We start from the raw sequence: 25,327 nt of genomic DNA on the forward strand, positions 1-25,327 counted from the left end.
CTATTCCGGCCGCAAATTTCCAGTGGCAATCCAAAAAATGTTTTCATTTTGTTCACGGCGGGCAGTTGGCGCGAAAAGCACTGGTCAGAGCGGCCGATGCGCGTTATTGTCGGGCGGGAATTTTTTGTGACACACGGAATCGAAGGCGATAACACTATGGCGGGCAGCGTTAATAAAGTCATTCTTGTCGGCAATCTCGGGGCGGATCCGGAGATTCGTTATATGAACAACGGGCGTCCCGTCTGTAACCTTCGCGTTGCGACGAGCGAAAGCTGGCGCGATCGGGACAGCGGCGAGCGCCGGGAACGGACGGAGTGGCATCGCGTCGTCATTTTCAATGAAGGTCTTTGCAAGATCGCCGAGCAGTATCTGAAAAAGGGCTCGAAAATTTATCTCGAAGGGCAGCTTCAGACCCGCCAGTATGAACAGGACGGCATCACCAAATATTCGACCGAGATTGTGCTGCAGGGCTTCAACTCCGCGCTGACCATGCTGGATGGTGCCGGCGGCGGGCAGGGCGGTGGCCAGGGCGGCGGCGGACAAGGCGGCGGTTATGGCAACGCGCCGTCCGGTGGCGGTGATCGCGGCGGCTACGGCGGCCCGGCCGGCAGCGGCCTGGGCGGTGATTTCGACGACGATATTCCGTTCTGATCCGGCCTCCGCCTGCATTTCTTAAAACGGCCCCGGAAGCGGGGCCGTTTTCTTTCTCACCCCCCACCTAGCGGCAGGGCGGTGGTGAATTTGATCTCTTCCATCGCGAAGTTGGAGCTGACATCGGCAAGATCGATCCGGCGGATCAGGCGCTGATAAAAGCGATCATAGGCGGCGACATCTGGGACGACGACTTTCAGAAGATAATCGACTTCCCCGCTCATGCGGTAAAGCTCGGTAATCTCCGGAAACCCCTCCACCGTTTCAGCGAACTTTTGCAGCCAGTCGGCATCATGGCGGCTGGTCCGGATGGCGACGAAAACCGTGACGGGCAGGTTGAGCCTGTTCCGATTGAGCAGGGCGACCTGCGCGCGGATGATGCCGGCATCCTCCAGCGCTTTGATCCGCCGCCAGCAGACGGTACGCGAGACACCGACCTTTTCGGCAAGCTCGGCGACGGCGATGCGGCTGTCCTGCTGCAGATGGGTCAGGATTTTCCGGTCTATCTCATCCATGAAATTATTTTACACACATATCCTATAATTAGAAACAAATGTTTCATCATTATCGCAAATAATCATAGAAAAGGGCAAAATTTCCCGAAATTGCGGTTAGAATAATCCCCGAAGTGAGGGACGTGCGCAGCGCGCCGCGTGAGGGAGGAACGAGGATGCTGAAATATTTTACCGCCCATCCGGCATCGGTCAATGAAAGCTATCTACAGCATATGGAAATGGCCGGCGGCTTTGCCTTCTGGCTGCTGCTGGCAGGGATTTGCGCCGCGCTTCACGCCGTCTTTCCATTTCTTTTCGAGAAAACGTCGAGCCGCATCGTCACCCGGCTCTATGACCGCATGGGGGCGGGCCGCATCCGGCGTCCGGGCGCCTGTACGCCGGCGCAGCAGGCGCTCGACAGCGCTGCGCTCTAGCCGCGCCGAAGCGCCTTTTCGGGCGCATTTCGGGTCGCTAAAGGTTGCGTGCGCGAGGGATTTCTTGTAGAACAGGGCAACCCTTTCCGAGACCTCGGATAAAGGGGAGTTTGCTCTTGTTTTCTTAAGGCTCGCCAGCCCGTAAGCCTCCCGGATTAGTCAGGAAATCTGCCTTGAACGAAGTTACCCAGCCGCCCGCCGACAGGCGTATCGTCCCGATCACGATCGAAGAGGAGATGCGGCGGTCCTATCTCGACTACGCGATGAGCGTCATTGTCTCGCGCGCGCTTCCCGATGCGCGCGACGGGCTGAAGCCGGTGCACCGGCGCATTATCTACGCGATGTATGAGAACGGCTACACCTCGGACAAGCCCTTCCGCAAATCCGCCCGCGTCGTCGGTGACGTGATGGGGCGGTATCATCCGCATGGCGACAGCGCGATCTATGACGCGATGGTGCGCCTCGCGCAGGATTTCTCGATGGGTCTCACGCTTATCGAAGGGCAGGGCAACTTCGGCTCGATGGATGGCGACAAGGCCGCGGCCATGCGCTACACCGAAGCGCGGCTCGAGAAGGCGGCGGAAAGCCTGCTCGATGATATCGACAAGGATACCGTCGATTTCGTCAACAACTATGATGACAGCGAGCGGGAGCCGTCGGTGCTCCCCGCGCGCTATCCGAACCTGCTGGTCAACGGCGCCGGCGGTATCGCCGTCGGCATGGCGACCAATATCCCGCCGCACAACCTTGGCGAAGTGATTGACGGCGCGCTGGCGCTGCTTGAGAAGCCGGAGATGGCGGTCGAGGATCTGATCGATTATATCCCGGGGCCGGACTTCCCGACGGGCGGCATCATCCTCGGGCGCAGCGGATCGGTGAGTGGCCTTACCACCGGGCGCGGCTCGGTCGTCATGCGCGCCAAGGTCGAGATCGAGGAGATCCGCAAAGACCGCCAGGCGCTGATCATTACCGAAATTCCCTACCAGGTGAACAAGGCGCGGCTGGTCGAGCAGGTGGCCGATCTCGTGCGCAGCAAGAAGGTCGACGGCATCGGCGATCTGCGCGATGAATCCGACCGGCACGGCGTGCGCGTCGTGATCGAGATCAAGCGCGATGCGGTGGCGGAAGTCGTGCTGAACCAGCTCTATCGTTTCACCTCGCTGCAGACCTCCTTCGGCGTCAACATGCTTGCGCTTGATCATGGCAAGCCGGCGCAGATGAATATCAAGGAACTGCTGCAGGCGTTTCTTGAGTTCCGCGAGGAAGTGATCTCGCGGCGGACCAAATATCTGCTCGGCAAGGCGCGCGAGCGGGCGCATATCTTGATTGGCCTTGCCATCGCCGTCGCCAATATCGACGAAGTGATCCAGCTGATCCGGAGGGCCCCCGATCCGGCTACGGCGCGCAATGAGCTGATGGAGCGGAACTGGCGGGCGGAAGTGGTCGCCCCTCTGATCCGGCTCGTTGACGATCCCGAATATCTGATCGCCGAAGACGGCAGCTATCGCCTGTCCGAAGCGCAGGCGCGGGCCATCCTCGATCTTCGCCTGCAGCGCCTCACCGCGCTCGGCCAGAATGAAATCGGCGATGAATTGAAGAGCCTTGGCGAGAAGATCCTTGATTATCTCGACATTCTCTCCAGCCGGCCGCGCCTTATCGGCATCATTCGCGATGAAATGCTGGAGATGAAGGAGAAATACGCCGTCCCCCGGCGGACCGTCATCGAAGAAAATGAGTTCGAGCATGACATCGAGGATCTGATCCAGCGCGAGGATATGGTCCTCACCGTCAGCCACAAGGGCTATGTGAAGCGCGTCCCGCTCTCCACCTACCGGCTGCAGCGCCGCGGCGGCAAGGGCCGGGCGGGCATGCAGATCCGCGATGAGGATTTCGTGAGCCAGGTGTTTGTCGTCAACACCCATACGCCGGTTCTCTTCTTCTCCTCTCTCGGCCGCGTCTACAAGATGAAGGTCTACCGCCTGCCGCTCGGCTCGCCGCAGAGCCTTGGCAAGGCGATCATCAACCTGCTACCGCTGGAGCCGGGCGAGGTCATCTATACCCTGATGCCGCTGCCGGAGGATGAGGAAAGCTGGAGCGAGCTTGAGGTCATGTTCGCCACCGCCAAGGGCAACGTCCGGCGCAATCAGCTCAGCGACTTCTCCAATGTGAAAAGCAACGGCAAGATCGCCATGCGACTCGACGAGGACGACCAGCTCATCGGCGTGCAGATCTGTACGCCCGATTCTGACGTGCTGCTGGTCGCGCGCGATGGCAAATGCATCCGCTTCAAGGCGACCGACGTGCGGCTCTTCAAGGGTCGCGATTCCAGCGGCGTGCGCGGCATGAAGCTCGCCAAGGGCGACAGCGTCATCGGCATGTCGATCCTGAAATCAATCGATGTCGATACCGAAACCCGCGATGCCTACCTGAAAGCGCGGCGCTCCGTGGATGAGGCCGGCACTGTGACCGATTACGCCGGCCTGACCCCAGAGCAGTATGAGGCGCTGCTTCAGGAGGAGGAGGTACTCCTCTCAATCACCGAAAACGGCTTTGGCAAACGCACCAACGCCTATGAGTATCGCGTGACAAATCGCGGCGGGCAGGGGATTATCAATATCGAAACCTCAGACCGTAACGGCAAAGTGGTCGCGACCTTCCCGGTAACGGATGATGAGCAGATCGTGCTCGTCACCAACGGCGGCCAGTTGATCCGCATCCCGGTCGCCGATATCCGCATCGCCGGGCGCAATACGCAGGGCGTAACGCTCTTCAAGACGGACGGGGAGCAGGTTGTCTCGGTGACATCGCTTGCCGAGCCGAAGTCGGACGACGACAGCGACGATGCCGGGGAGACGGACATCGCCGACGAGACCGAGAACGGCTGAAGATCACTAACTGACCAACTAAGCTAACAAAGAGAAGTAGCGGAAGGAGAGGATTTGGTATGTCGAAGAATCGAGTAGGGCTTTATCCGGGGACGTTCGACCCGATCACTCTCGGGCATTATGATATTATTCGCCGGGCCTCGAAGCTGGTGGATACGCTGGTGATCGGCGTCGCGATGAATCCCGGAAAGAATCCGCTGTTCTCGGTCGAAGAGCGGGTGGAGATGGTCGTTCGCATGACCGAGGAATTTCCGGGGACGAACTTCGTTGTCCGGCCGTTCCAGAACCTGCTGATGCATTTCGCCGAGCAGGTTGGCGCCTCCATTATTATCAGGGGCTTGCGTGCCGTTTCTGACTTTGAATATGAATTCCAGATGGTTGGGATGAACCGCCGCCTTAATTCCGAGATCGAAACCGTTTTCCTCATGGCATCCGACCAGCACCAGTTTATCGCCTCCAGCCTCGTCAAGGAAATCGCCATGCTGGACGGGGATATCCGCAAGTTCGTTTCGGCGGCGACCGCGGAAAAAATTGTCGAGCGGGTTGAGCAAAATCGCAAAAAACCTAAGTAACTATCAGCGATCGCGGGACGTCCGCGACACAAAGGAGACACCCTATGGCCCGTGACCTGGAAAACACCCTCTATCTTGAACTGAAGGACGGCCGAGTCGTCATCGAAATGCGTCCCGATCTGGCGCCGCGCCACGTTGCGCGCATCAAGGAGCTGGCGCGCGAGGGCTTTTATGACGGCATTGTCTTTCACCGGGTGATTGACGGCTTCATGGCGCAGACCGGCTGCCCGCTCGGCACCGGCACCGGCGGGTCGGGCCAGAAGCTCGCGGCGGAGTTTTCCGGCGAAGCGCATCTGGAAGGCACCTGCTCCATGGCGCGTGCGGCGCATCCGGACAGCGGCGACAGCCAGTTCTTTATCATGTTCGACCGGGCGCCGCATCTCGACAGCCAGTATTCCATCTGGGGGCAGGTGGTCGAGGGCATGGACGCCGTGCACAAGATCAAGAAGGGCGACTACTCCCGGAATGGGGCGGTCACCGATCCGGACCGGATCATCAGCCTCAAGGTCGCGGCTGACGTAAACTGAGACCGATATTATTTCTTTGGGCGCGAACGGCCTCCCCGGGCCGTTCGTTTGCATTTCTGACCATGAAAGTTGACCTTTTCGACTTCACCCTGCCGCCGGAGCGCATCGCGGACCGGCCGGCCAGCCCGCGCGAGAGCGCCAAGCTGCTCGTGGTGAAGGAGACGCTTGCCGATTATACGGTCGCGGACCTGCCGGACCTGCTCCGGGCGGGCGATCTGCTGGTCTTCAATGACACCAAGGTGATCCCGGCGCGCCTGCGCGGCAGCCGCCGCGGCGCGAAGATCGAGGTGACGCTGCACAAATCCGTTTCCGCCGACAGCTGGCGCGCCTTCGCGAAACCGGCAAAGAAGCTGAAAGTCAGCGATATCATAGAGTTCGGCGACGGCTTTAATGCGCTGGTCACGGACAAGTTCGAGGGCGGCGAGGTCGCGCTCGCCTTTTCCGTTGGCGGGCCAAAGCTTATGGAAACGCTGATGGAGAAGGGCGAAATTCCGCTCCCCCCCTATATCAGCAGCCACCGCGCCGCCGATGAGCAGGACCGCCGCGACTATCAGACAATTTTTGCAAAGGATGAAGGCGCGGTTGCGGCGCCGACAGCCGGGCTGCACTTCACTGAAGCCTTAATGGCAAGCTTCGCCGCGCGCGGCATCGACATGGTGACGATGACCCTGCATGTCGGCGCGGGCACCTTCCTGCCGGTCAAGGTTGCCGATACCAACGATCATCGCATGCATGCAGAGCGGGGGTTTATCAACGCGGCGACGGCGGCGAAGATCAACGCCGCGCGCAAAGCCGGCGGGCGCATCATTGCGGTCGGTACGACCAGCCTGCGTTTGCTCGAAACGGCGGCAGACGGTGCAGGGACCCTTCATCCGTTCGAGGGCGAGACCGATATCTTCATCACGCCCGGCTATCGCTTTCGCGCCGTCGATCTTCTGATCACCAATTTCCACCTGCCGAAATCGACGCTCTTTATGCTTGTCTCCGCTTTTTCCGGCCTTGAGACGATGCGCACGGCCTATGCGCATGCCATCGCGCATGACTATCGTTTCTATTCCTACGGCGACTGTTCGCTGCTATATCCGAAATCATGACCGAAAAATTCTCCTTCACCATCGAGGCGAGAGACGGCGCGGCGCGGCGCGGCACGATCCGCACAGCGCATGGCGCGATCCGCACTCCCGCCTTCATGCCGGTCGGCACGGCGGCGACCGTCAAGGGCATGACCGTCGAGGCGGTGCGCGCGACGGGGGCGGATATCCTGCTTGGCAACACTTATCATCTGATGCTTCGGCCGGGATCGGAGCGGGTAAAGCGCCTCGGCGGCCTGCATAAATTCATGAACTGGCCGCACCCGATTCTGACCGACAGCGGCGGCTTCCAGGTGATGTCACTGAACGAGCTACGCACGATCAATGAGGAAGGCGTCGTTTTCAAATCGCATATCGACGGCCGGCGGTTTGAACTGACGCCCGAGCGCTCGATGCAGATCCAGAATGACCTTGATGCGACAATCACCATGGCGTTCGATGAATGCACGCCTTACCCCGCGACAGCGGAGGTTGCGGCAGCCTCGATGCGCCGCTCCATGCGCTGGGCGCGGCGCTCGCGCGAGGCCTATGAGGAGCGTCCCGGCTACGGCCTTTTCGGCATCGTGCAGGGTTCGACCTATGAGGAGCTGCGCCTTGAATCGGTCGCCGCGCTCACTGATATTGGTTTTGAAGGCTACGCCATCGGCGGCCTCGCGGTTGGCGAGGGGCAGGAGGAGATGTTCCGGACGCTGGAATTCACGGCGCCCGCGCTGCCACAGGACAAACCGCGCTACCTGATGGGGGTCGGCAAGCCCGATGATCTCGTCGGCGCGGTGATGCGCGGCGTGGATATGTTCGATTGCGTGCTGCCGACGCGCTCGGGCCGCAATGCGCAGGCCTTCACCCGGCGCGGAACCGTCAATATGCGAAACGCCCGCCATGCCGATGACCCGCGTCCCCTCGATGAAGGGTGCGCCTGTCCGGCCTGCCGCAACTATTCACGCGGCTATCTCAATCACCTGTTCAAGGCAGGCGAGATGCTGGGCGGCATGCTGCTTACGTGGCATAATCTGCAATACTATCAGGACCTGATGGACGGGATGCGCCGCTCGATCGAGGCGGGCGAGCTTGCGACTTTCGCGCTTGATTTCTACGCTGCGCGGGAGACGGGCGATATCGAGCCGATTTAGGGGGCGTGCGGGGGAGAAGTAACCGAAGCCGCCTTTGCCCGAGAGGGGAGGGTAGTTGGGCAAAAAGCAGCTTCGATCAACCTTGGACCATTTTATCATCCGCCCGAAACTCTTAACATTTCGTTAATTTCTAATGCCGCGCGATGCAAAAGCGGCGCGTGGAAATGCGTCACGTGGGCGGCGGCGTCTCGGCCTTTTCGCCGCCGCCAGAGCGTGCTGTCGCGGCCGGTGCGGCGACGCCTGGCTCTTTCGCGCGCACCGCGGGCGCGGCCATCTCGCCGGCGGCCGGACCCATCGTGATGGCGGAGATAATCCGCTCGATCACATAGAAGATCAGCTCGACGCTGTAACCGGCCAGAAAGGCGATGGCGAGCGGGCTGAAATCGACGATGTCGGCGGCGACCGCGCCAAGGCCACCCACTGCGGACCCGTTCTGCGACGATGTGTAGCTGTGCAGATCGACCGGCGCGGTGACGAAGAAATATCCGGCCATAATGCCGGCAAGCGGGCCTTGCGCAATCCTGAGGCTGTATTCTATATGCGAGTTGAGGGAAAAGGTGAGCGCTTCGATATCGCGCGGCAACTGGCGGAGCACATAGAATGAGGCGCCGAGCAGCCCGTAGAGAACGGGCAGCAGGTAGGCCGAGATGGCATGCAGCATGTATTGCGCCGAGACGAAGTGGATATGCGTTTGCGCGTCCTTGGAGAGGTCATAGAAGCCCTGTCCCGATATTCGGGCATCGCCGAACGGGAAAAGCTGGCTCCAGAGGCTGTTCCAGCTTTTCAGCTCGACAATCTCCGCATCGCGCCACGCCTTCACCGAGGCGACCTGATCGCGAAGCGATTGCAATTCCGCCGTCGCTGCGGTTTTCTGATCCCCCGTCGGTGGCAGCGTTGTCAGGATCTGATGTTCGAGCGTCGTGATCCGCTCCGTCTGCTCGCGGATATCGGTCACCAGGTTGTTGCCGACTGACCAGAAAATCTGCAGTGCAATGAGGGACAGCAGGGTGACGAGTGCGAGCAGCTTGTAGTGAGAGACCGATTTTCGGGTGAAGGGACTCCCGGCGCGGGTCTTGAGCGCGCGGATGAGGCCGGGGGTGTGCCTGTCAAGGCCGTGGGTGGCGCGGATACTGTCGATGGAAATCGGCTTCAGCGCGCGCGAAAGCGCCTCATAGGCCTGCCAGAAATTGCTGGAAAGTTCAGGGGTTATAAAGCCCTTCTGAAACGCGTCCTCCGCGGCGAGAACCGCGCGGACGATGGCCGGGTCAATCGGGATGGCCCGTTCCGCCGCGATCATCAGGAGAAGCTGTGCATCGATAAGCGCGCGGGAGAGAATGACAGCCGAGACGGTCCCGCCCGCCTTGTCGGCGGCAGGCGAGGCGGTCGATGAAAACCAGTTGCGCGGCCCGGCCATTTGCTCTCCTTTTGCATAACGACGCTGCGGTCGGCGGCGCTGTGACGCGGCGCTGCTGACCGGCGGGGCCTTGTCTTTTTGCCGTCAGGCGGGGTAGAAGGAGCAGGAAACAAGCGGAAGAAAAGGGGAGATGCCGTGATCGTCTATGGCCTCAAAAATTGCGACACCTGCCGCAAGGCATTGAAATGGCTTGCGGAAGAGGGGATCCCTCACCGCTTTCACGATGTCCGCAAAGACGGGCTCGTTGCGGAGGAGCTCGCGCGCTGGCTTGCCGCGATCGACCGTAATCTCCTGATCAACCGGCGCGGCACCACCTATCGCCAGCTGGGTGACGCGGAAAAGGCGGTGCTTGAGGGCGAAGATCCCGCCGCGCTGCTCCTCACCCAGCCAGCCGTGATAAAGCGGCCGATATTCAGCAAGGACGGCCGCTATCTCGTCGGCTTCGGCGAGGCGGAAAAGGCGACGCTCAAGGAGTGGGCGCGCTAGACCAGTTTCTGCACATAGCAGAGCACGTGATCGATCTCGAACTGGTCCTCGCTGAGCGGCAGCGCAATCACCCGCAGCGTTACCTCATCGAACGTCGCGGGGAAATATTCCGTGCCATGCGCGGGTTTGCCGCTGTTCGCCACCTCGCGCGCGAGGCTGAGCACCCAGTCAATGACCATGGGTGAGAATTCCACATCGGAGTTGATATCGCGCCCGGGATTTTCCGCTTGCGTCGATTGGCGCACGGCGCTCACAAAGCCGTTTTCGATCTGCATCCGGCCGAGGGCGTGGTTGCAGTGAACGAGCGTGCAGTTGGGCCAGTTGCGGCCGATCATCGCGGTATCGAGATCGCGCCAGTCGGGGTAGCGCTTGGCGCCGCGGATATCCATCCAGTAGGACAGGATATCGGGCGTCGGAATCTTCCGTTGCCAGCCGGAGGTGGCGGCGGGACGGGCTCTGTGCGCGCGCCGGGGCGGCAGGGCTGAGGGAGCCGGCGCGGTCTCCTCGGGCAGGATATCGGCCGCTACAGCTTCTGGGCCGCGCGGCGGCTTGACGGCTGCCTTGCGGGCTTTGACGGTCTTTTTTGAGGGGCGCGCCTCTGCGGCGGGCATCGATGGCTTGGCGCTGCCGCTGCTGCTGCGGGGCGCGCGGGCGGGGATCTTCGTTGCGGCCTCGGCGGGCTGAGAAGCGGGGCGCGTTGCCTCCAATTCCTCAGCGAGCGCCTGCAGGCGATCGGTGATATCGCCGCTTTTCAGCTTGCGGGGCGCGCTCTCTGTCCCTTTTGGCCTTCTCACCCGGATCCGCGAGAGAGACGCGGCGTCCGGGGCGCTTTCCAGCTTTTCGTCGATATTTTCGCGCATCGCCCGCCTTCCCGTTAAAGTGACGACTTATCGAGCACGCAGTTGCAGCTTTGCGGCAGGATCCGCGGTCCATGGTTGGCGATATATTCCTCAAGCGCGGTTTCAAAAATCGCCTGTGCCGACATCTGGGTGTGCGCGGAGATGAGCTTGAGCTGCAGATGATCGCGCGGTGACATGCGAACCGAAATGCGGATGCGCCCGAGGCCATCACGTTTGAGCTGCATGACCTCATCGGCGATGCGGCGCGCTTCCGCCTCATCAATCGGAGTGCGGGCCGCTGCGACGGCTACGGTCGTCGCGGGCGCCGGCGCGGGTGCCGGCGGGACGACTTCGCTGAGTGTGCGGCTTACCTCCTGCGAGATGGCGGCCTGCGCCGCCTCATCGAGGCCTCCGAAGGCGGGATTGCGCCGGAAATCATCTGCCGGGGTGGCGGGGGATAGATCCTCTGCCTCCATCTCCCGATCCGTGCGCGCGGGCTTTTCCGGCTCCGCATATTCGCGGACTCGCTGATAGATGCGCGAGACCCCGTGAACGTTCGCCCTCGCATCCTCCGCCAGCAGATGCTGCGGGGTCGGGCGCGTCGTTGCGGGCGCTGCCTTGCCTTTCGAGGCGATCAGGGAACTGGTGAGAAATGCTGCTTTCATAACATAATTCCTTCTCGGGCGGCGAGGGATCAGTTCCAGGCCGTGCCATTACTCGCCCGTGAGGGGGTCAGTTGCGGGGAGGGCGGCATCGGCATCCGGGCATCCAGCCGGCTGAGCCGTTCCTCGAGATAAAGCCAGAGCTTGCTGATTTCCTCACTCGAGCGCGAGGACGGATCGAGTTCCATCGTCGTGCGCCCGTCAATCATGCTGGAGGCGAAATCGACGCGCTGGTGAATGATGGAGGGCGCAAGCGTGCCGTGCTGCGAGAGGGCGATCGCCGCCTCGCTGGTGATGCGGGCGCGCGGCGTTGCGCCGTTGACGACAAATATCAGCGGCGTACCGAGCCCCTCGGCCAGCTCGACCGTTGCCCCGACGGCGCGCAGATCATGCGGGCTCGGCCGCGTCGGGATAATCAGAAGATCGGAGAGACCGATCACATTGGCGATAGTCGACGTGATCGCGGGCGGGGTGTCGACGAAGAGGAGGTTGATGCCCATCTTCTCCATGCGGCCAATATCGGCGCCAAGGCGCTCGACGGTGGTGCGGGCAAAGAGCGGCGTTTCCGCCTCGCGTTCGTTCCACCATTCGGAAAGGCTGCCTTGCGGATCGGTATCGACCAGAGCGACCGGCCCGTGCCCGGCCATTTCGGCCTGGACAGCCAGATGTCCGGCAAGTGTTGTCTTGCCCGAACCGCCTTTTTGGGATGCAACAGCAATAACCTTCATCAAAACTCTCCTGCCAGGACCAGCATAGCGCGGGCGGAGCTGCGGCGATGCAATCGGCCGGGGCTTCCGCCACCTCATAGGAAAGTTAGCGCTGAAAACTTAAAAGAGCCTTACGAAGCGCCGCGAAGTTTACCCAAAAGTTAATAAAATTTTATGCCTGCGCGGGGGCGGGGGCTAAAGAATGAACTGCTCGTCGAGAATACGCTTCTCAAGGTTATGTTCGGGATCGAACAGCAGGCGCAGGCTGATATCGCGCTTCTCCTCGACCGTGACGCGGGCGACATCGCGCACCTCGACCGCGTCGGCAACGGCGCTGACGGGACGCTTTTCGGCTTCGAGAATTTCAAGCACGATGCGCGCTTCACGCGGCAAAATGGCGCCGCGCCAGCGCCGCGGCCGGAACGCGCTGATGGGGGTGAGGGCGAGAACGCCCGCATTGACCGGCAGGATGGGGCCATGCGCGGAATAGTTATAGGCCGTGCTGCCGGCGGGCGTCGCCACCAGAACGCCGTCGCAGGTGAGCTCCGCGACCTTGACATGCCCGTCGATGGAAATGCGGATTTTTGCCGTCTGCCGGCTTTCGCGCAGCAGCGAAACCTCGTTGATGGCGAGGGCCTCCGCTTCATTGCCATGCATATCGACGGTGGTCATTGAAAGCGGATGCAGCACGGTCATTTCCGCCGCCTCCAGCCGCTCGATCAGCCCCTCCTCGCGGTAGCGGTTGAGGAGGAAGCCGACCGTGCCCTTGTTCATGCCGTAGATCGGGATGTTCGCGCTCATGAAGCGGTGCAGCGTTTCCAGCATGAATCCGTCGCCGCCAAGCGCGATGATCACATCGGCCTTATCGGCCGACACATGCGTATAGCGCGCTTCCAGCCTTTCTAGAGCCGTTTGCGCCTCTACCGACTCCCCCGCCGTAAAGTGAATCTTCATCTGCGATCAGCCGCCTGTCACATTCATATGGCGACTTACTGCCGGACGGTCATCATGTTGGCGGTCAATCACAAAGTCATGTCCTTTCGGCTTGCGGCCGATGGCCTCGACAATCGCGGCATCAAGCGCGGCGAGGCTCGGATCACGGCGGAGCGCGGCGCGCAAATCGGCATTGTCCTCCTGCCCGAGGCACATATAGAGCATCCCCGTACAGGTCAGCCGGACGCGGTTACAGCTTTCGCAGAAATTATGGGTGAGGGGGGTAATAAACCCGACCCGCCCGCCAGTCTCCGCCACGTCGAAATAATCGGACGGCCCGCCGGTGCGATAGGCGCTCGGCGTCAGGGTCCAGTCTTTTGCGAGGTCGGCTTTCACCTTGGAGAGGGGCAGATACTGATCGGAGCGCAACGCATCGATCGCGCCAAGCGGCATCGTTTCGATAAAGCTGACATCCATCCCGCGTTCGCCGGCCCAGCGGACAATGTCGCCAAGCTCGCCCTCATTGAAGCCCTTGAGCGCGACGGTGTTGATCTTGACGTGAAGGCCGGCCGCCTGGGCCGCGTCGATACCGCGCATCACCCTGGCAAAATCGCCCCAGCGAGTAATCTCGCGAAACCGGTCGGGATCCAGGGTATCGAGCGAGACGTTGATCCGGCGCACGCCGGCGCTATGAAGATCACCGGCATATTTCTCAAGCTGGCTGCCGTTCGTGGTGAGGGTCAGTTCGCTCAGCTCGCCGCTTTTGAGATAGAGACCGAGGTTGCGGAACAGCGTCATGATGTCTTTTCGCACCAGCGGTTCGCCGCCGGTGATGCGGATTTTGCGCACGCCCTTGCGAATAAAGGCCGCGGTGACGAGTTCCAGCTCCTCCAGCGAAAGAACATCCTTCTTGGGCAGGAAGGTCATGTTCTCCGACATGCAGTACTGGCAGCGAAAATCGCAGCGATCCGTCACGGATACCCTGAGATAGCTGATATATCTGCCGTATGGATCAATCACGTTCGTATTCCGGTTAAGAAGACGCGCCCTCTTTTCAGAATATAGTGTTATCCATGATTTGCAAGCGGCGTGACGGGGCGGCCGGCGCGCTCAACTCTCGGCGTAGCGGACCTTCCCGGCAACGAAATCGGCATTGCGAAGGGCGATTTCCGCCGCCTTGACGGTCAGAAGATCGTAGAATTCCAGAAGCGCCGGGGCGGGTGGAGAGGCAGCTGCGCTGCCACTTTCGCCGCGGATCGGTGCGGTCAGATCATGGATATTCTTGTAGATGACGCGATCGATATCGAGGCGCCGGCAGGCGACGGCCAGCAGCTCGGGATGCTCCTGATAGAGGATGCGGCGAATGGTCGCGATATCCATATCGAGAAGCCGCGCGAAGGCGAATTCAAAAAGGTCGATCTCCCCCTGCTGCAGCGACTTGACCATGAAGCGCGGCGACAGATCGCCCGAATGATAAAGCTTCTCGACGAGCCGGAAGGACGGATCGCTGTCGGCGGTAATCGAGCGTATCGTCGTCTCCCGGTCGGGCAGATCCATTTCGAGCATCCGGGCATCGACGTTGAAATTCTGGCAGATGAACTCGCGGAGTGAAATCGAGACCCAGCGGTACATTTTCTCGGCAATCTCGCGCGGCAGGAACGGCCGTTCGAGCAGCGGCCGCTGATATTCGGGAATGAACGCCGACTGCTCGCCGAGATATCGCAGCATCATCTGGGGGAGCTGTGCGGTCCGGTTCTCAAGCAACTTCAGCGTGACATCCTTCTCCCCCGCATCGCAAAGCGCCACACAGACGGCGGGCGGGAGATTCTCGCGTGCGGCGATGGCGAGGCGATGCTGGCGCGTGCGCCGGCGGATGATATCGAGCAGGTCCTTTTCTTCCAGAAGCCCGCAGTCACGAAGAATGGGGAGCGCAACTTCAATCTCGTCATTGGCGAGGAAGAGAACGAGGCTTTTCGGAATGTCGCGGCGCGCGGCGAGCTTGCGCGCGAAGTTGGCGCGGATCGACTTTTCAACATCCGCGGTGATGCGGCAGATGATATCCGCCATGATATCTTTTTCCGATGAGGAGAAATTCTGCCGCTCGTCGCTCAGAAAATGCCCGATGCGGTTATAGAGAAACTCTCTCTGCTCGCGGGAATTGATTTCCGCCAGTCCCGCCAGTTCCTTGATTTCACGTATACTTTCCTGTCGGGCGAGGGTCATGCACAAAGGGTCCGGAAATAGGGCAATATTTACATAAATCCTGACGATTAATATTTAAGAATTAATTAATATGCAAGCGCTTCGGGCCCGTGCTGCGTTCGGATGCGGGAACTCTCCGCCGCCGCTCAGTGGGCGAGCGGCAGGCGGATCTTGAATCGGCTGCCTTCGGCGAGGCTGCTTTTCACCGTGATGTTGCCGCCCATCAGGCGGGCGAGTTTCAGGGACAGCGTGAGGCCAAGCCCGACGCCGTCGGCATTACGGTTGTAGATGCCTTCATGCGCCTGCTTGAAGGCTTCGAAGATTTTCTCCTGATCCTCCTCCGCGATGCCAGGCCCGGTATCCCAGACGGTGATGTCGACAAAGGTATCGTCGATGATCTCATATTCGAGGCCGACGGCGCCGCCGCGCGGCGTGAATTTCACGGCATTGCCGATAATATTGACGAGGATCTGCAGACAGCGCGTCGGGTCGACGGCGAGCTGCACATCCTCCTCGATGCGCATGCCGATCATGTCGAGCGTCTTTTCGCGCGCATGTCCCTGCACCAGCACATAGGCATCGGCGACCATGCTGGCGAGCGACGTCGGGGCGATCTCGATCAGGATCTTGTCGCTTTCGATGCGGGCGATATCGAGAATATCCTCGATCAGGCTGAGAAGGTGCTTGCCGGAATTCAGGATGTCGCCGACATATTCACGATATTTGGCATTGATCGGGCCGAAGGTTTCAAGCCCGATCACCTCGGCAAAGCCGATGACCGCATTGAGGGGCGTGCGCAGCTCGTGGCTCATATTGGCGAGGAACGCATCCTTCGCCTTCGCCGATTCAAGCGCCTTCTTCGCCGTCATCTCAAGCTGCATATTCTTCTTCGTGACTTCCTGAATGGCGCGCTCAAGATCGGATTTGGAGGCGAGCGCCTCATCTTCGGCGAGCAGGCGGGCGGTGATATCGTCACTGGTGCCGCGATAGCCGGTGAAACGTCCGCGCTCGTTGAAAACGGGGACGCCGGACATGTTGAAGATCTTGTAGTTTCCGTCAGTATCCTGGATTTCCAGCGGGACGGAGCGGAAGGGGACATGCTGCGCCATGGCGGTTTCCGCCTTGTTGCTGCCGTCGGCTTCGGGCTTGAAGACGCCAAGATCGGAGAAGCGCTTGCCCTTCAGCAGCATCGGCGGGACGCCGAGCGCCTGCACGACGCGGTCGGAGACGAAGGTGAGGGCGCCGTCGGCGTTCGTCTCCCAGATCCAGTCGGAGGCGGCCCGCGTGATATCGAGAAAGCGCCGCTTCTCTTCCTTCAACCGGGCCTCCGCCGTTACCTGGCGGGTCGAGTTGATGAAGCTGCCGCAAATGGCGATGAGCTGTCCGGCCTCGTTGAAAATCGGGAAATGGCGGGAGAGGAAATATTCCGTCTCCTTGTTAGTGCGGAGCGCAAGCTGACGGGTTTCGGTTTCCTTCGTCTCGGCAATGCGGCGGACAATTTCAAAATGGTCTTGCGGCAGGGAGGGGAGGATCTTGTCATCGACCCGGACAGCAGAGCCGGGGCGGAAATGAGTGCGATAGCCGCTGTTGGTGTAGATGACGCTGCCATCGGGGCGCGCCATATACATCGGCGGGGCCTGCTCAAAGACGGCGTCGAAGAACTCGCGGCTGACGATCCCCTGAACGGGCGAAAAATCCGAATTGCCTGTTTGTTTCCGATCCGAATGAAGCGAGACCACGCTTCCTTGCCCCCGTTCTGTCATTCATCCATCCGTACGGATCCGCACGGTCCCCCTACTGAATTACGCCACGCTTTTACTCATCGTATCCCGGCGCCCCAGTATAGCCTTTCACGAATAATCTCCGTCTTCATCAAAATCCGCGTCGAGCTTTTCTATGGCGTCAAGATAATCACGCTCCAACTGCCAGAAGCGCAAAGTAATCTTCGCACTTTTAACCGAGAGTTTATCATAAAATTTCATAATAATCTCAATTTCTTCCGGGCGTGTTGCATTTTTTCCGCGCCGCCGTCCGGGAAGGGTGCGGGTGAGGAGGTAGACGGTCGTAAAGGCGGGCCGGGTGAATTCGAGCGCTTTCAGGACAACAAGCAGCGCCTCGGGGTTGGGATCGAAGATGAAACGGCTGATCTTGCGGGCGTCGAGATTTGCAAGTTCCGCAAGGCCGATGATGAACAGCCGGACCTGCCTTCCGCGGAGCGCCTGAACGAGGAACTTCTCATTGAGCTCATTGCGCTTGATGAGTTCGCTGATGAGCAGGTCGGCATGCGAGCTCCTGGGCGCCACGTCAAAGCGGTATTCGGCCTTCGCCGCGCGAACGATCCGCTCACTCAGTTCCAGTTCATCAATCTCGAAATGTTCGAGGATATGGCGGCGCAGCGCCGCAGAGACCCACCAGAACATCTTGTGCGCAAGATCGGCCGGAATATCGTGGCGCGCGATCAGCGGCTCCTGAAAGCGGTCGATCCGGCGGGATTCCTCAACCAGATACTCCATGCTCTGGCGGGAGATCTTGGCGTCGCCATTCTCGATCAGCTGCGAGATCACATCCTCATCGCCATAGCTGATCAGAAGGTCGCTGACCGTGGTGTTGAGGTCGTCGCGCTCGGCGATGGCGAGCAGATGCTCCTTGCTGCGCGTCTGGATGATCTCAATAAGGTCCGTCTCGGCGAGGCGTCGGCTCTTGAAAAGGATCGGGCGGGCGACCTTGATCTCGTCATTGGCGAGCAGGGTGATCAGGCCGTGCGGAACATCGGGGAGATCAGCGAGTTCTTCGGCAAGATTCTGCCGGATCGTCGTCTCGATTTCACCCAGCAGCCGGCTGAGAATGCCAAGGATGAGCGACTGCTCCTGCTCGCTCAGGCGCTCCTCTTCCTTGATGAACAGGTCGGTGATGTTGCCAAGAAGCTGGCGCCGGGCGCGCTTGCTGCTGTCCCGCGACAGGGCGATCAATCGCCTCAGCTCTTCATCGTGACTGTCTGTCATACTCAATCCGTCGTTCCGCCTTCGCAGGTCGGCTGTGCTGTCGCGCGTCAATGCCCGCGATGGTTCCGCATAGCAAAGCGGCTTGCGGAGCCTGTTTTCGAGGCCCGAAAGTCGATCTCCGCTCCCGAAGATGCGGCAGCGACATTAAATTCCCGTTAATACAGCTGGGGAAATCGCCGTCACATTGTCCGCGCAATCGCAAAATAGCCGTGAATTTATGACTTTATGCAACATCCTTGGCTTTGATGAAAGCCGGAACTGCGAAAGCTATGGTTAAAAGGGGAGAGTTTTCGTAGGATTTGTGACGATATCTACGATTCTTCGAGAAGAATTTGTGATATTTTACATTTCGTTAAGATTGTCCGTTCAAAATGGGACGGGTCGGAATTCATTTTTCACTATCCCGTTACCGGGTTAAGTCCAAGGAAAAAATGTGACTGAAGATTATCGTGAACTCACCCGCCTGATCGAGCGGCTGCACCGCCGGTTCCTTGATGTTCTGCGCACGGAACTCACCTTGATGGAAATCACCGACATCAACGCTGTGCAGGCGTTGCTCCTTGCCAATATCGGCGAAGAGGAAATCAACGTCCGAGAGCTGATGGCGCGCGGCTATTACCAGGGCTCGAACGCCTCCTATAATCTGAAAAAGCTTGTCGAGATGGGCTATCTCCTGCAGGAGAAATCCGATCGCGACCGCCGCGCCACGATGATCCGGCTGTCGGACAAGGGGCTGGCGATGGTCGAGAAGCTGAAGCAGGTGGAGGAGAAGCAGGCGGCGCTGCTCGGGCGCTCCAATCCGGCGCCGGATCTGGCCGAAACGCGCAAGCACCTTCGCCAGATCGAGAGAATCTGGACCGACTATATCCAGTACGGCGCGCAGTAGGCGTCCGCGTCCGCGTCTCCGATCCTCACCCGACCGCCAGAAAACTATGAACATGCCGGAGAATTTTCCGGCAATGTTAACGCTTTGTTAACTTCTGTTCATTAGCATTGATCAATGCGGTACGCCGCCTGATTGCTGGCAAGGATATGTAGAGGAGAGGAGTTGCGTTATGGACGTGACCCCGTATGCAAGAAGTGACACACTGAGCGGCGCCTCGGGCATGGCCAACCGGTCAAGCCACGGCGACGTTGTGAAATCGTTCAACAAGGGCATTGCCAAAGAGCCGCAGCCCGACATCGTCAGCGCGGATCCGGTCCGGCGCGCCGAGGCGGCCATTGGCGGCCTGTTCACGGATTCCCGTTACCCCACGGCCCGTTTCTCCATCGACCGCGACGATGAAAGCGGACGCTATGTCTATCGGCTGATCGACAGCCACACCAACGAGGTCATCAAGCAGTTCCCGGGCGACTATGTTCTGCGCCGCGTCGCCTATTACCGTGAACTGCAGGGCATTGCCGTCAACAGCGAAGCCTGAGCCGCGGATCCGCTTTCCCCTTTCCATTTTTCAAATCACCTGATTGATCGCGATGGCGCCGTTTACGGCGCGCATATTGCGGCTCGAAAGCGGATTGGCGATCGATGCTTTCGCCGTGTAGCCGCTCGGCGGCGCCTTCTTCTTCGCAACCTCATCGGCGACCGCCTTGACCAGCCCTTCGGTTACCGTGCGGGCGGTTGAAAGCTTGCGAAAATGGCGATCGAGAATGCCGTAGAAACTCTGGCTGATCGCTTTGAGCTCCTCGATCTCCGCCTTCGGGAACAGCTTGTAAGCGGCGGGGTTGCGTTTGATCAGCGTCATCTGCTGGTTGTAGGTCGCGATAAGGCGCGTCTTTTCATTCAGCGTCGCCTTGAAGCCCGAGGCATTGCCGGCCTCCAGCAGGTCATTCTCCTGCTCCAGGATATCGCCGAGGCGGGAAATCATCCCGCTGAGGCTCTTCGGTGGCATCAGCTTCGGGTCATTGTCCGCGGGTGCGGGAATAGGGGCGGGTGTGTCGGTCATCTCAAACCTCCTGCATTGCCAGCATTTCGCGGTAGACAGCGTCGGCGATGCCGATGCCGTTATTGCGGCTCATGGAGCGCGCATATTCATCATTCAGCATGGAGCGGAACATCTTTTCCGATTCCCCGCCGCTGAACATTCCCTCCGTATCGAGGCCCGACGACATCGAGTTGAGGAACTGGCTGAGGAAGAACGCTTCAAACTCGAGTGCGGTCTTGCGAAGCGCCGCGTCGGTTTCGGGGTCGGGCTTTCGGCTCGTCCCGCCGGGGCCGGCCGCGATATGGGGGAGAACAGTCTGGATATCAGTCATTACATCAGCTCGATTTCTGCCTGCAGGGCGCCGGCGGCCTTGATTGCCTGAAGGATGGAGATCATGTCGCGCGGCCCGATGCCGAGCGCGTTGAGGCCATCGACGAGATCCTGAAGCCGCACGCCTTCTTTGAGGATCGTCAGCTTTTTGCCGCCGTCGTCGTCGACCTGGACATTGGTGCGCGGCACGACAACCGTCTCGCCGCCCTCGGAGAAGGGGGTTGGCTGGGAGACCTGCGGCGTTTCGGTAATGCGGACCGTCAGGTTGCCTTGCGCGATGGCGACGGTATCGACGCGCACCTCGCTGCCGATCACGATAATGCCCGACTGCTCGTCAATGACGACACGGGCCGTCTGGTCGGGCCGGACGGGAAGCTGTTCGATATCGGCAAGCAATTCGATCATGTTGGCGCGATTGCTGCCCTGCAGATTGAGAACGACCGTGGCCGGATCGCTCGGCTCGGCGACGGGCTGGCCGATATAGCCGTTGATCGCGGCGGCGATGCGGCGTGAGGTGGTGAGATCGGGGTTGCGGAGCGAAATGCGAAGGCTGGTCATGCTGGCAAGATCAAAGCCGAGCTCGCGCTCGACAATTGCGCCGTTGACGATCCGCGCGGTGGTCGGAACGCCCCGCGTGATGGATTCGGCCGCCCCGCTCGCCGCGAAGCCGGCGACGGTCAGCGTTCCTTGCGCGACCGCATAGACCTCGCCATCCGCCGCCATCAGCGGGGTGACGACGAGCGTTCCGCCCATCAGGTTCGTCGCATCGCCAAGCGAGCTCACGACCACGTCAACGCGGGTGCCCTGGCGCTGAAAAGGCGGCAGCGTCGCGGTCACGATAACAGCGGCGACGTTTTCGGTCTTCAGCGTCTCGCCGCTCGTATTCACCCCGAGCCGCTCCAGCATGGAGGTCAGGCTCTGCTCGGTAAAGGGCGAGTTACGTAAGGAATCGCCGGTGCCGTTGAGACCGACGACAAGACCATAGCCGACCAGAATGTTATCGCGGATGCCCTCGAAATCAGCGATATCCTTGACCCGCGAGGCTGCATTGGCAAGCGGCGCGGTCCACAGGAAAAAGCAGGCAAGGGCCACAAAAAGCATCACAAAAGGACGAGATTTCGCTTTTGAAGCGAGAGCTGATTGCGGGGCGATAGTCAGGACCATTTGTCAGTTCCGTTGTCTGGTTGGCAAAATTTTTAATTTCAGTCCTTGTGATGCGAAATGCGTGCCAATTCGCACGCAAGACAAGCTATTGATTTCATTTTGAAAATTAGGACTCTGTGAGCGCGAAGGGCGGCCGGGCGGCAATATCTTCCCCCTTGACCGGGAAGGAATGTCCCCCGACAATGGGCGAAGGTTCATATTCTCAAGCGCAAGGCGGGAGGCGGGTCAGAATGAAAGTGGGCGGACCAGGGCGGACCGGCGCCACAACCGGCAGCAAGGCGGGCCGAGCCGGCAGCAAATCAGGCACGAAATTCACGCTGGAAAATGATGCTGTGGAAGCCGCGGCTGCGGGTGGTGTCGCGTCCTCTTCCCCCATCAGTTCTATCGAGGCGCTGGTTGCGCTGCAGGGAATTGATGCCGACGAGCCGAGACGCGGCAACCGCGCAGCGGCGGAAAAGGGAGAAGAGCTGCTGGAGAAGCTGGAAGCGATCCGTCATGGCCTGCTTGCCGGCACCCTCTCGGTCGACAGCCTGCAATCGCTGCAAAATACGCTCTCCGGTTACAAGGTCGAGGCGGAGGATCCGCGCCTGCGCGAGGTGATCCGCGATATCGAGGTCCGCGCTGCCGTTGAACTGGCGAAGTTCGGATATTAGGGGTGATTGTGCCCGCGGACTTCGGGCCGATTTCCGCCGTTTTGGTCCTGATCTCAGAAATTCCTGCAAAAATAATAAAGAAAACATGCATTAGCTTATTGCTAATATCGGCGTGATCTTATATCTATGGCCGTCCATTTTCGTTTGGATGATGTGTCACAGCACTTGAAATTTGGGAGCGAGAATCTCTTAATGAATGTTCAACTTCCTGATGACTACAGGCCGTCCGAAGACGAGCCGTTCATGAATCCGCGGCAGCAGGCGTATTTCCGGGCGAAACTGGTAAAGTGGCGCAATGAAATTCTTGCCGATGCGCATCAGACGATCGCCAGCCTGCAGGAGGAAACGGTAAAGGAACCGGATATCGCCGACCGCGCGTCGACGGAATCGGAGCGGGCGCTTGAACTGCGCACCCGGGACCGTCAGCGGAAACTGATCGGCAAGATCGATGCGGCGCTCCGCCGGCTGGACGAAGGCGAATATGGCTATTGTGTCGAGACGGGCGAGCCGATTTCGCTGAAACGGCTGGAAGCGCGCCCCGTGGCGACGTTAAGCCTTGAGGCGCAGGAGCGCCACGAGCGGCGCGAGCGCAGCTACCGCGACGATTGATAGAAAAAAAAACCGGCCCTTCTGGGCCGGTTTTTGTTTCAACGGTCGTGCCCTTAGAAGGGGAAGATGATGTCGAAGAGCTGCTGGCCGTAGCGGGCCTGCTGCATGTCCGTCAGATGGCCGCGGCCGCCATAGGCGATGCGCGCTTCGGCAATCTTGGACGACTGGACGGTGTTGGCGGAGGTAATATCTTCCGGCCGGACAACACCGGTGATCGACAAGTCTCGGCTCTCGAAATTGACCCGCACTTCCTGCCGCCCGACGATCACCATATTGCCGTTCGGCAGAATCTGGGTGACGATCGCGGCAATCTCCATATCGATGCGCTCCTGGCGGTTGACGGCGCCGGAGCCACGCACGCTGTGGTCGCTGCCAAGGTCGATCAGGCCGCTTGCGCTGGTTCCCTCGGGCAGCACTTTCGTCACCTGCGTCTCGAGGCCGAAGAGCCCGGCGAAGCCGGCGTTTTCGCTGCTTGCGCGCATGGTGTCCGTCGAGTTATTGAGCATCGCCTTGTCTTCGATGCGGACGAGAACCCGGAGAATGTCGCCGACCTGGTTGGCGCGCTGGTCCTTGAAGAAGGCCTTCGATCCGGGCCGCCACAGGGAGTTCGCCTGTTGCAGCGCGGGTTCAGGACGCGGCATCGGCAGGGTGACGGGCTGGTAGCCCTTGCTCATCACCGGGTTTTCGATCGGCGAGAGCGGCGGTTCGGAGCCGATATTGGCGATCCGCGTCAGGGCGTTGCAGGCGCTGAGGCTGAGGGCGAGCGTCGCCAGTACCAGCATCCGGGCGAGAGAGTTGCGTTTTACAGTCATGGGTCTTTCCTTCAATTCCGGAGGGCGTCCGCAGCGGCAAGCTGCGGCTGGCGGCTGAGAATGCGGACTTCCTGCGGTCCGATCACCTCGGCCAGAATGACTTTGCGGCTCGCGATATTTTCAACGCGGATCACGTCGCCTTCGCCGCCGGCTTCAAGCGTGCGACCGGAGACGGAGAGATACATGCCACCCTGCTCAAGAATAACAGAGACGAGCTTGCCTTTCATCACCATCACCGGGTCGCCAAGATTGCTGAGGCTGATCGGCTGGCCGGAGCGAATGGCGCGGCGCGGGCTTTTGCCGATGAGCTGCGCGGCATCGGTGACGACCTGGCGGCCGAGCGTGCTGGTCCGTTCCGTGATGTAGTCGATGTCGCTGGCTAGGATTTCCTCGCCCGCTGACTTGAAGCGTCGCAGCACCGGTACCTCTGTCTGCTCATAGACCTGACCGGTCAGCCGGATGCGATGACCTTTTTCCGCATGCGCCGGCGCCATCAGCTCGGCGACGAACTGGCCGCTGGTGCGGTTGACGAAAAGGCTTTCAACGGACACGGTCTGCGGTTGATCGGCGGGGATCTGAATATGCAGGTTCTGCGCGGCCATGTTCATCTCGAAATGCGGCATTCCAAGTTCGCTTTCAAGCGCGGCGCGAAGTTCGTCATGGATGGTCTGGGCCGGGATGGTGACCGCGAGGCGGCGCACGGTGATGCGGCGAACCGGGGTCGCGGGCCGCCAGTCGAGGCCGTGCGCGGTAAGGAAGCGGGCGACGGAGACGGCCTTGAAAACCGACGTCTGGCCGGGCGCGGGGGCGGGGGCGATCACGAGATCCGCCTTGTCGCCGGCGCCGGTGAAAAGATCACCGAGCGAAATCTGCTCCCCCGCGACGGCGATATCGGAGCGCAGCGTCACCGCGTTCGCGGCGAGCGCGGCGCCGGAGACGGTGAGCGCGACTATCAGGGAGACCAGGAAGGCGATGTTTTTCATAGCTGTCACTTTCTTTCTGAAGGCGATTAGCGGCCGAGCTGGTTGGTGACCGACATCATTTCATCGGCCGCCGTGATGGCCTTGGAGCACATCTCATAGGCGCGCTGGGCGCTGATGAGCTGGGTGATTTCCTGCACCGCATTGACGTTGGACATCTCCAGATATCCCTGACGCAGCGTGCCGAAACCGGTGGAGCCGGGAACGCCGATGGTCGGCGCGCCCGAGGCGGTGCTCTCCTTGTAGAGGCTGTCGCCAAGCGGCTGCAAGCCGCCTTCGTTGAAGAAGATGGCGAGATCGAGCTGACCGACGGTCTGCAGGTTGACCTGCCCGTCGATCTGGACCTGCACTTCGCCGCTCGGGCTGATGGTGACGCTGACGGCATCCTGCGGAATGGTGATGCTCGGGATGACGGTGAAACCGTCCTGCGTCACGATCTCGCCGGTCGGGCTGAGCTGAAATGACCCGGCGCGGGTGTAGGCTTCCTCGCCGCTCGGCAGCAGGATACGGAAGTAGCCTTCGCCCTGGATGGCCATATCGTAGGTGTTCCCGGTTGCGTCGAGACCGCCCTGGTCGGTAATGCGATAGACCGAGGCCGTCTTCACGCCGACGCCGATCTGGATGCCGGCAGGCACGATGGTTCCCGCATCGGACGACGCGGCGCCGGCGCGCTCCATATCCTGATAGAGCAGGTCCTGAAACTCCGCCCGCTGGCGCTTGAAGGCAGTGGTGGTCATGTTGGCGATGTTGTTCGAGATCACATCGACGTTCAGCTGCTGAGCCAACATTCCGGTGGCGGCGATACCAAGTGCGCGCATTATTCCTGTT

The 25,327-nt window shown here is 60.5% G+C and carries 28 protein-coding genes; 12 read left to right on the plus strand and 16 right to left on the minus strand.

The genetic code is table 11. From position 1 onward, the window contains the following. Positions 1-156 precede the first annotated feature (156 nt). Positions 157-651 carry a single-stranded DNA-binding protein gene (ssb, locus tag V7Z56_RS08610; protein ID WP_443023775.1) on the plus strand — a complete coding sequence of 165 codons (495 nt, stop codon included), beginning with the start codon at positions 157-159 and terminating at the stop codon, positions 649-651. Between the two features lie 56 nt (positions 652-707). On the opposite strand, the gene V7Z56_RS08615 is transcribed toward ssb, so the two are convergent. Beyond that, entirely contained in the window at positions 708-1,166 is a 459-nt protein-coding gene (locus V7Z56_RS08615) for an Lrp/AsnC family transcriptional regulator (RefSeq protein ID WP_334128987.1), read from the minus strand. Between the two features lie 155 nt (positions 1,167-1,321). Here V7Z56_RS08615 and V7Z56_RS08620 point away from each other — a divergent pair, with 155 nt between their 5' ends. From V7Z56_RS08620 to tgt, 6 genes are all read left to right on the plus strand, one after another. Then, a complete protein-coding gene (locus V7Z56_RS08620; protein WP_334128988.1) occupies positions 1,322-1,579 on the plus strand; it encodes a DUF6356 family protein in 258 nt (85 codons plus the stop codon). Between the two features lie 173 nt (positions 1,580-1,752). Then, a complete protein-coding gene (gyrA, locus tag V7Z56_RS08625) occupies positions 1,753-4,464 on the plus strand; it encodes a DNA gyrase subunit A (protein ID WP_334128989.1) in 2,712 nt (903 codons plus the stop codon). A gap of 59 nt (positions 4,465-4,523) precedes the next feature. Beyond that, positions 4,524-5,036, plus strand: a complete 513-nt coding sequence (coaD, locus tag V7Z56_RS08630) for a pantetheine-phosphate adenylyltransferase (protein WP_334128990.1) — start codon at positions 4,524-4,526, stop codon at positions 5,034-5,036. Positions 5,037-5,080: 44 nt separating this feature from the next. Beyond that, on the plus strand, positions 5,081-5,563 hold the full coding sequence (locus V7Z56_RS08635; protein WP_334128991.1) for a peptidylprolyl isomerase: 483 nt from the start codon (positions 5,081-5,083) through the stop codon (positions 5,561-5,563). A 62-nt stretch (positions 5,564-5,625) separates the two neighbouring features. Next, on the plus strand, positions 5,626-6,657 hold the full coding sequence (gene queA / locus V7Z56_RS08640; RefSeq protein WP_334128992.1) for a tRNA preQ1(34) S-adenosylmethionine ribosyltransferase-isomerase QueA: 1,032 nt from the start codon (positions 5,626-5,628) through the stop codon (positions 6,655-6,657). Continuing rightward, positions 6,654-7,784 (plus strand): tRNA guanosine(34) transglycosylase Tgt, encoded by a 1,131-nt coding sequence (tgt, locus tag V7Z56_RS08645; RefSeq protein ID WP_334128993.1) that lies wholly within the window; start codon positions 6,654-6,656, stop codon positions 7,782-7,784. The genes queA and tgt overlap by 4 nt, the downstream gene beginning before the upstream one ends. 169 nt (positions 7,785-7,953) lie before the next feature. On the opposite strand, the gene V7Z56_RS08650 is transcribed toward tgt, so the two are convergent. Continuing rightward, positions 7,954-9,198 (minus strand): hypothetical protein, encoded by a 1,245-nt coding sequence (locus tag V7Z56_RS08650; protein ID WP_334128994.1) that lies wholly within the window; start codon positions 9,196-9,198, stop codon positions 7,954-7,956. Positions 9,199-9,333: 135 nt separating this feature from the next. Between V7Z56_RS08650 and V7Z56_RS08655 the strand changes: the two genes are divergently transcribed. Then, positions 9,334-9,684, plus strand: coding sequence for a Spx/MgsR family RNA polymerase-binding regulatory protein (locus V7Z56_RS08655; RefSeq protein WP_334128995.1), 351 nt, complete (start codon positions 9,334-9,336; stop codon positions 9,682-9,684). On the opposite strand, the gene V7Z56_RS08660 is transcribed toward V7Z56_RS08655, so the two are convergent. From V7Z56_RS08660 to V7Z56_RS08695, 8 genes are all read right to left on the minus strand, one after another. Further along, positions 9,681-10,544: a hypothetical protein gene (locus V7Z56_RS08660; protein WP_334128996.1), complete on the minus strand. Its 864-nt coding sequence runs from the start codon at positions 10,542-10,544 to the stop codon at positions 9,681-9,683. The two genes, V7Z56_RS08655 and V7Z56_RS08660, sit on opposite strands and share 4 nt — an antisense overlap. Before the next feature lie 14 nt (positions 10,545-10,558). Next, the gene (locus V7Z56_RS08665) at positions 10,559-11,188 is read right to left on the minus strand and encodes a hypothetical protein (protein ID WP_334128997.1); all 630 of its coding nucleotides are present in this window, start codon (positions 11,186-11,188) and stop codon (positions 10,559-10,561) included. A 29-nt stretch (positions 11,189-11,217) separates the two neighbouring features. Next, complete coding sequence (locus V7Z56_RS08670; protein WP_334128998.1) at positions 11,218-11,913, minus strand: ParA family protein; 696 nt, start codon at positions 11,911-11,913, stop codon at positions 11,218-11,220. 174 nt (positions 11,914-12,087) lie between these two features. Beyond that, on the minus strand, positions 12,088-12,846 hold the full coding sequence (locus V7Z56_RS08675) for an NAD kinase (protein WP_334128999.1): 759 nt from the start codon (positions 12,844-12,846) through the stop codon (positions 12,088-12,090). Between the two features lie 6 nt (positions 12,847-12,852). Beyond that, positions 12,853-13,845 (minus strand): GTP 3',8-cyclase MoaA, encoded by a 993-nt coding sequence (gene moaA / locus V7Z56_RS08680; protein ID WP_334129000.1) that lies wholly within the window; start codon positions 13,843-13,845, stop codon positions 12,853-12,855. Between the two features lie 90 nt (positions 13,846-13,935). After that, the gene (locus V7Z56_RS08685; RefSeq protein ID WP_334129002.1) at positions 13,936-15,048 is read right to left on the minus strand and encodes a DUF2336 domain-containing protein; all 1,113 of its coding nucleotides are present in this window, start codon (positions 15,046-15,048) and stop codon (positions 13,936-13,938) included. 125 nt (positions 15,049-15,173) lie between these two features. Continuing rightward, a complete protein-coding gene (locus V7Z56_RS08690) occupies positions 15,174-16,790 on the minus strand; it encodes a PAS domain-containing sensor histidine kinase (RefSeq protein ID WP_334129003.1) in 1,617 nt (538 codons plus the stop codon). Positions 16,791-16,877: 87 nt separating this feature from the next. Next, positions 16,878-18,029, minus strand: coding sequence for a DUF2336 domain-containing protein (locus V7Z56_RS08695; RefSeq protein WP_334129004.1), 1,152 nt, complete (start codon positions 18,027-18,029; stop codon positions 16,878-16,880). 433 nt (positions 18,030-18,462) lie between these two features. Here V7Z56_RS08695 and V7Z56_RS08700 point away from each other — a divergent pair, with 433 nt between their 5' ends. Next, the gene (locus V7Z56_RS08700) at positions 18,463-18,915 is read left to right on the plus strand and encodes a MarR family winged helix-turn-helix transcriptional regulator (RefSeq protein WP_334129005.1); all 453 of its coding nucleotides are present in this window, start codon (positions 18,463-18,465) and stop codon (positions 18,913-18,915) included. A 169-nt stretch (positions 18,916-19,084) separates the two neighbouring features. Beyond that, complete coding sequence (locus V7Z56_RS08705) at positions 19,085-19,450, plus strand: flagellar protein FlaG (protein ID WP_334129006.1); 366 nt, start codon at positions 19,085-19,087, stop codon at positions 19,448-19,450. Between the two features lie 30 nt (positions 19,451-19,480). Here V7Z56_RS08705 and V7Z56_RS08710 read toward each other — a convergent pair whose 3' ends face one another. From V7Z56_RS08710 to V7Z56_RS08720, 3 genes are read right to left on the minus strand one after another with little or no spacing between them, the layout of a single operon-like run. Beyond that, positions 19,481-19,972 carry a hypothetical protein gene (locus V7Z56_RS08710; protein ID WP_334129007.1) on the minus strand — a complete coding sequence of 164 codons (492 nt, stop codon included), beginning with the start codon at positions 19,970-19,972 and terminating at the stop codon, positions 19,481-19,483. A gap of 1 nt (position 19,973) precedes the next feature. Beyond that, positions 19,974-20,282 carry a rod-binding protein gene (locus tag V7Z56_RS08715; RefSeq protein WP_334129008.1) on the minus strand — a complete coding sequence of 103 codons (309 nt, stop codon included), beginning with the start codon at positions 20,280-20,282 and terminating at the stop codon, positions 19,974-19,976. Beyond that, positions 20,282-21,382, minus strand: a complete 1,101-nt coding sequence (locus V7Z56_RS08720; protein ID WP_334129057.1) for a flagellar basal body P-ring protein FlgI — start codon at positions 21,380-21,382, stop codon at positions 20,282-20,284. The genes V7Z56_RS08715 and V7Z56_RS08720 overlap by 1 nt, the downstream gene beginning before the upstream one ends. A gap of 293 nt (positions 21,383-21,675) precedes the next feature. Here V7Z56_RS08720 and V7Z56_RS08725 point away from each other — a divergent pair, with 293 nt between their 5' ends. Both V7Z56_RS08725 and dksA read left to right on the plus strand, forming a co-directional pair. After that, positions 21,676-22,098: a flagellar assembly protein FliX gene (locus tag V7Z56_RS08725; protein ID WP_334129009.1), complete on the plus strand. Its 423-nt coding sequence runs from the start codon at positions 21,676-21,678 to the stop codon at positions 22,096-22,098. 192 nt (positions 22,099-22,290) lie between these two features. Continuing rightward, the gene (gene dksA, locus V7Z56_RS08730; protein WP_334129010.1) at positions 22,291-22,707 is read left to right on the plus strand and encodes an RNA polymerase-binding protein DksA; all 417 of its coding nucleotides are present in this window, start codon (positions 22,291-22,293) and stop codon (positions 22,705-22,707) included. A 53-nt stretch (positions 22,708-22,760) separates the two neighbouring features. Here the strand turns inward: dksA and flgH are convergent, their stop codons facing one another. From flgH to flgG, 3 genes are read right to left on the minus strand one after another with little or no spacing between them, the layout of a single operon-like run. Continuing rightward, positions 22,761-23,519 (minus strand): flagellar basal body L-ring protein FlgH, encoded by a 759-nt coding sequence (gene flgH, locus V7Z56_RS08735; RefSeq protein ID WP_334129011.1) that lies wholly within the window; start codon positions 23,517-23,519, stop codon positions 22,761-22,763. An 11-nt stretch (positions 23,520-23,530) separates the two neighbouring features. Next, on the minus strand, positions 23,531-24,502 hold the full coding sequence (flgA, locus tag V7Z56_RS08740; RefSeq protein ID WP_334129012.1) for a flagellar basal body P-ring formation chaperone FlgA: 972 nt from the start codon (positions 24,500-24,502) through the stop codon (positions 23,531-23,533). 26 nt (positions 24,503-24,528) lie between these two features. Next, positions 24,529-25,317: a flagellar basal-body rod protein FlgG gene (gene flgG / locus V7Z56_RS08745; RefSeq protein WP_334129013.1), complete on the minus strand. Its 789-nt coding sequence runs from the start codon at positions 25,315-25,317 to the stop codon at positions 24,529-24,531. Positions 25,318-25,327: the final 10 nt, after the last annotated feature.

Source organism: Sneathiella sp. (assembly GCF_036844445.1).
Lineage (GTDB): Bacteria > Pseudomonadota > Alphaproteobacteria > Sneathiellales > Sneathiellaceae > Sneathiella.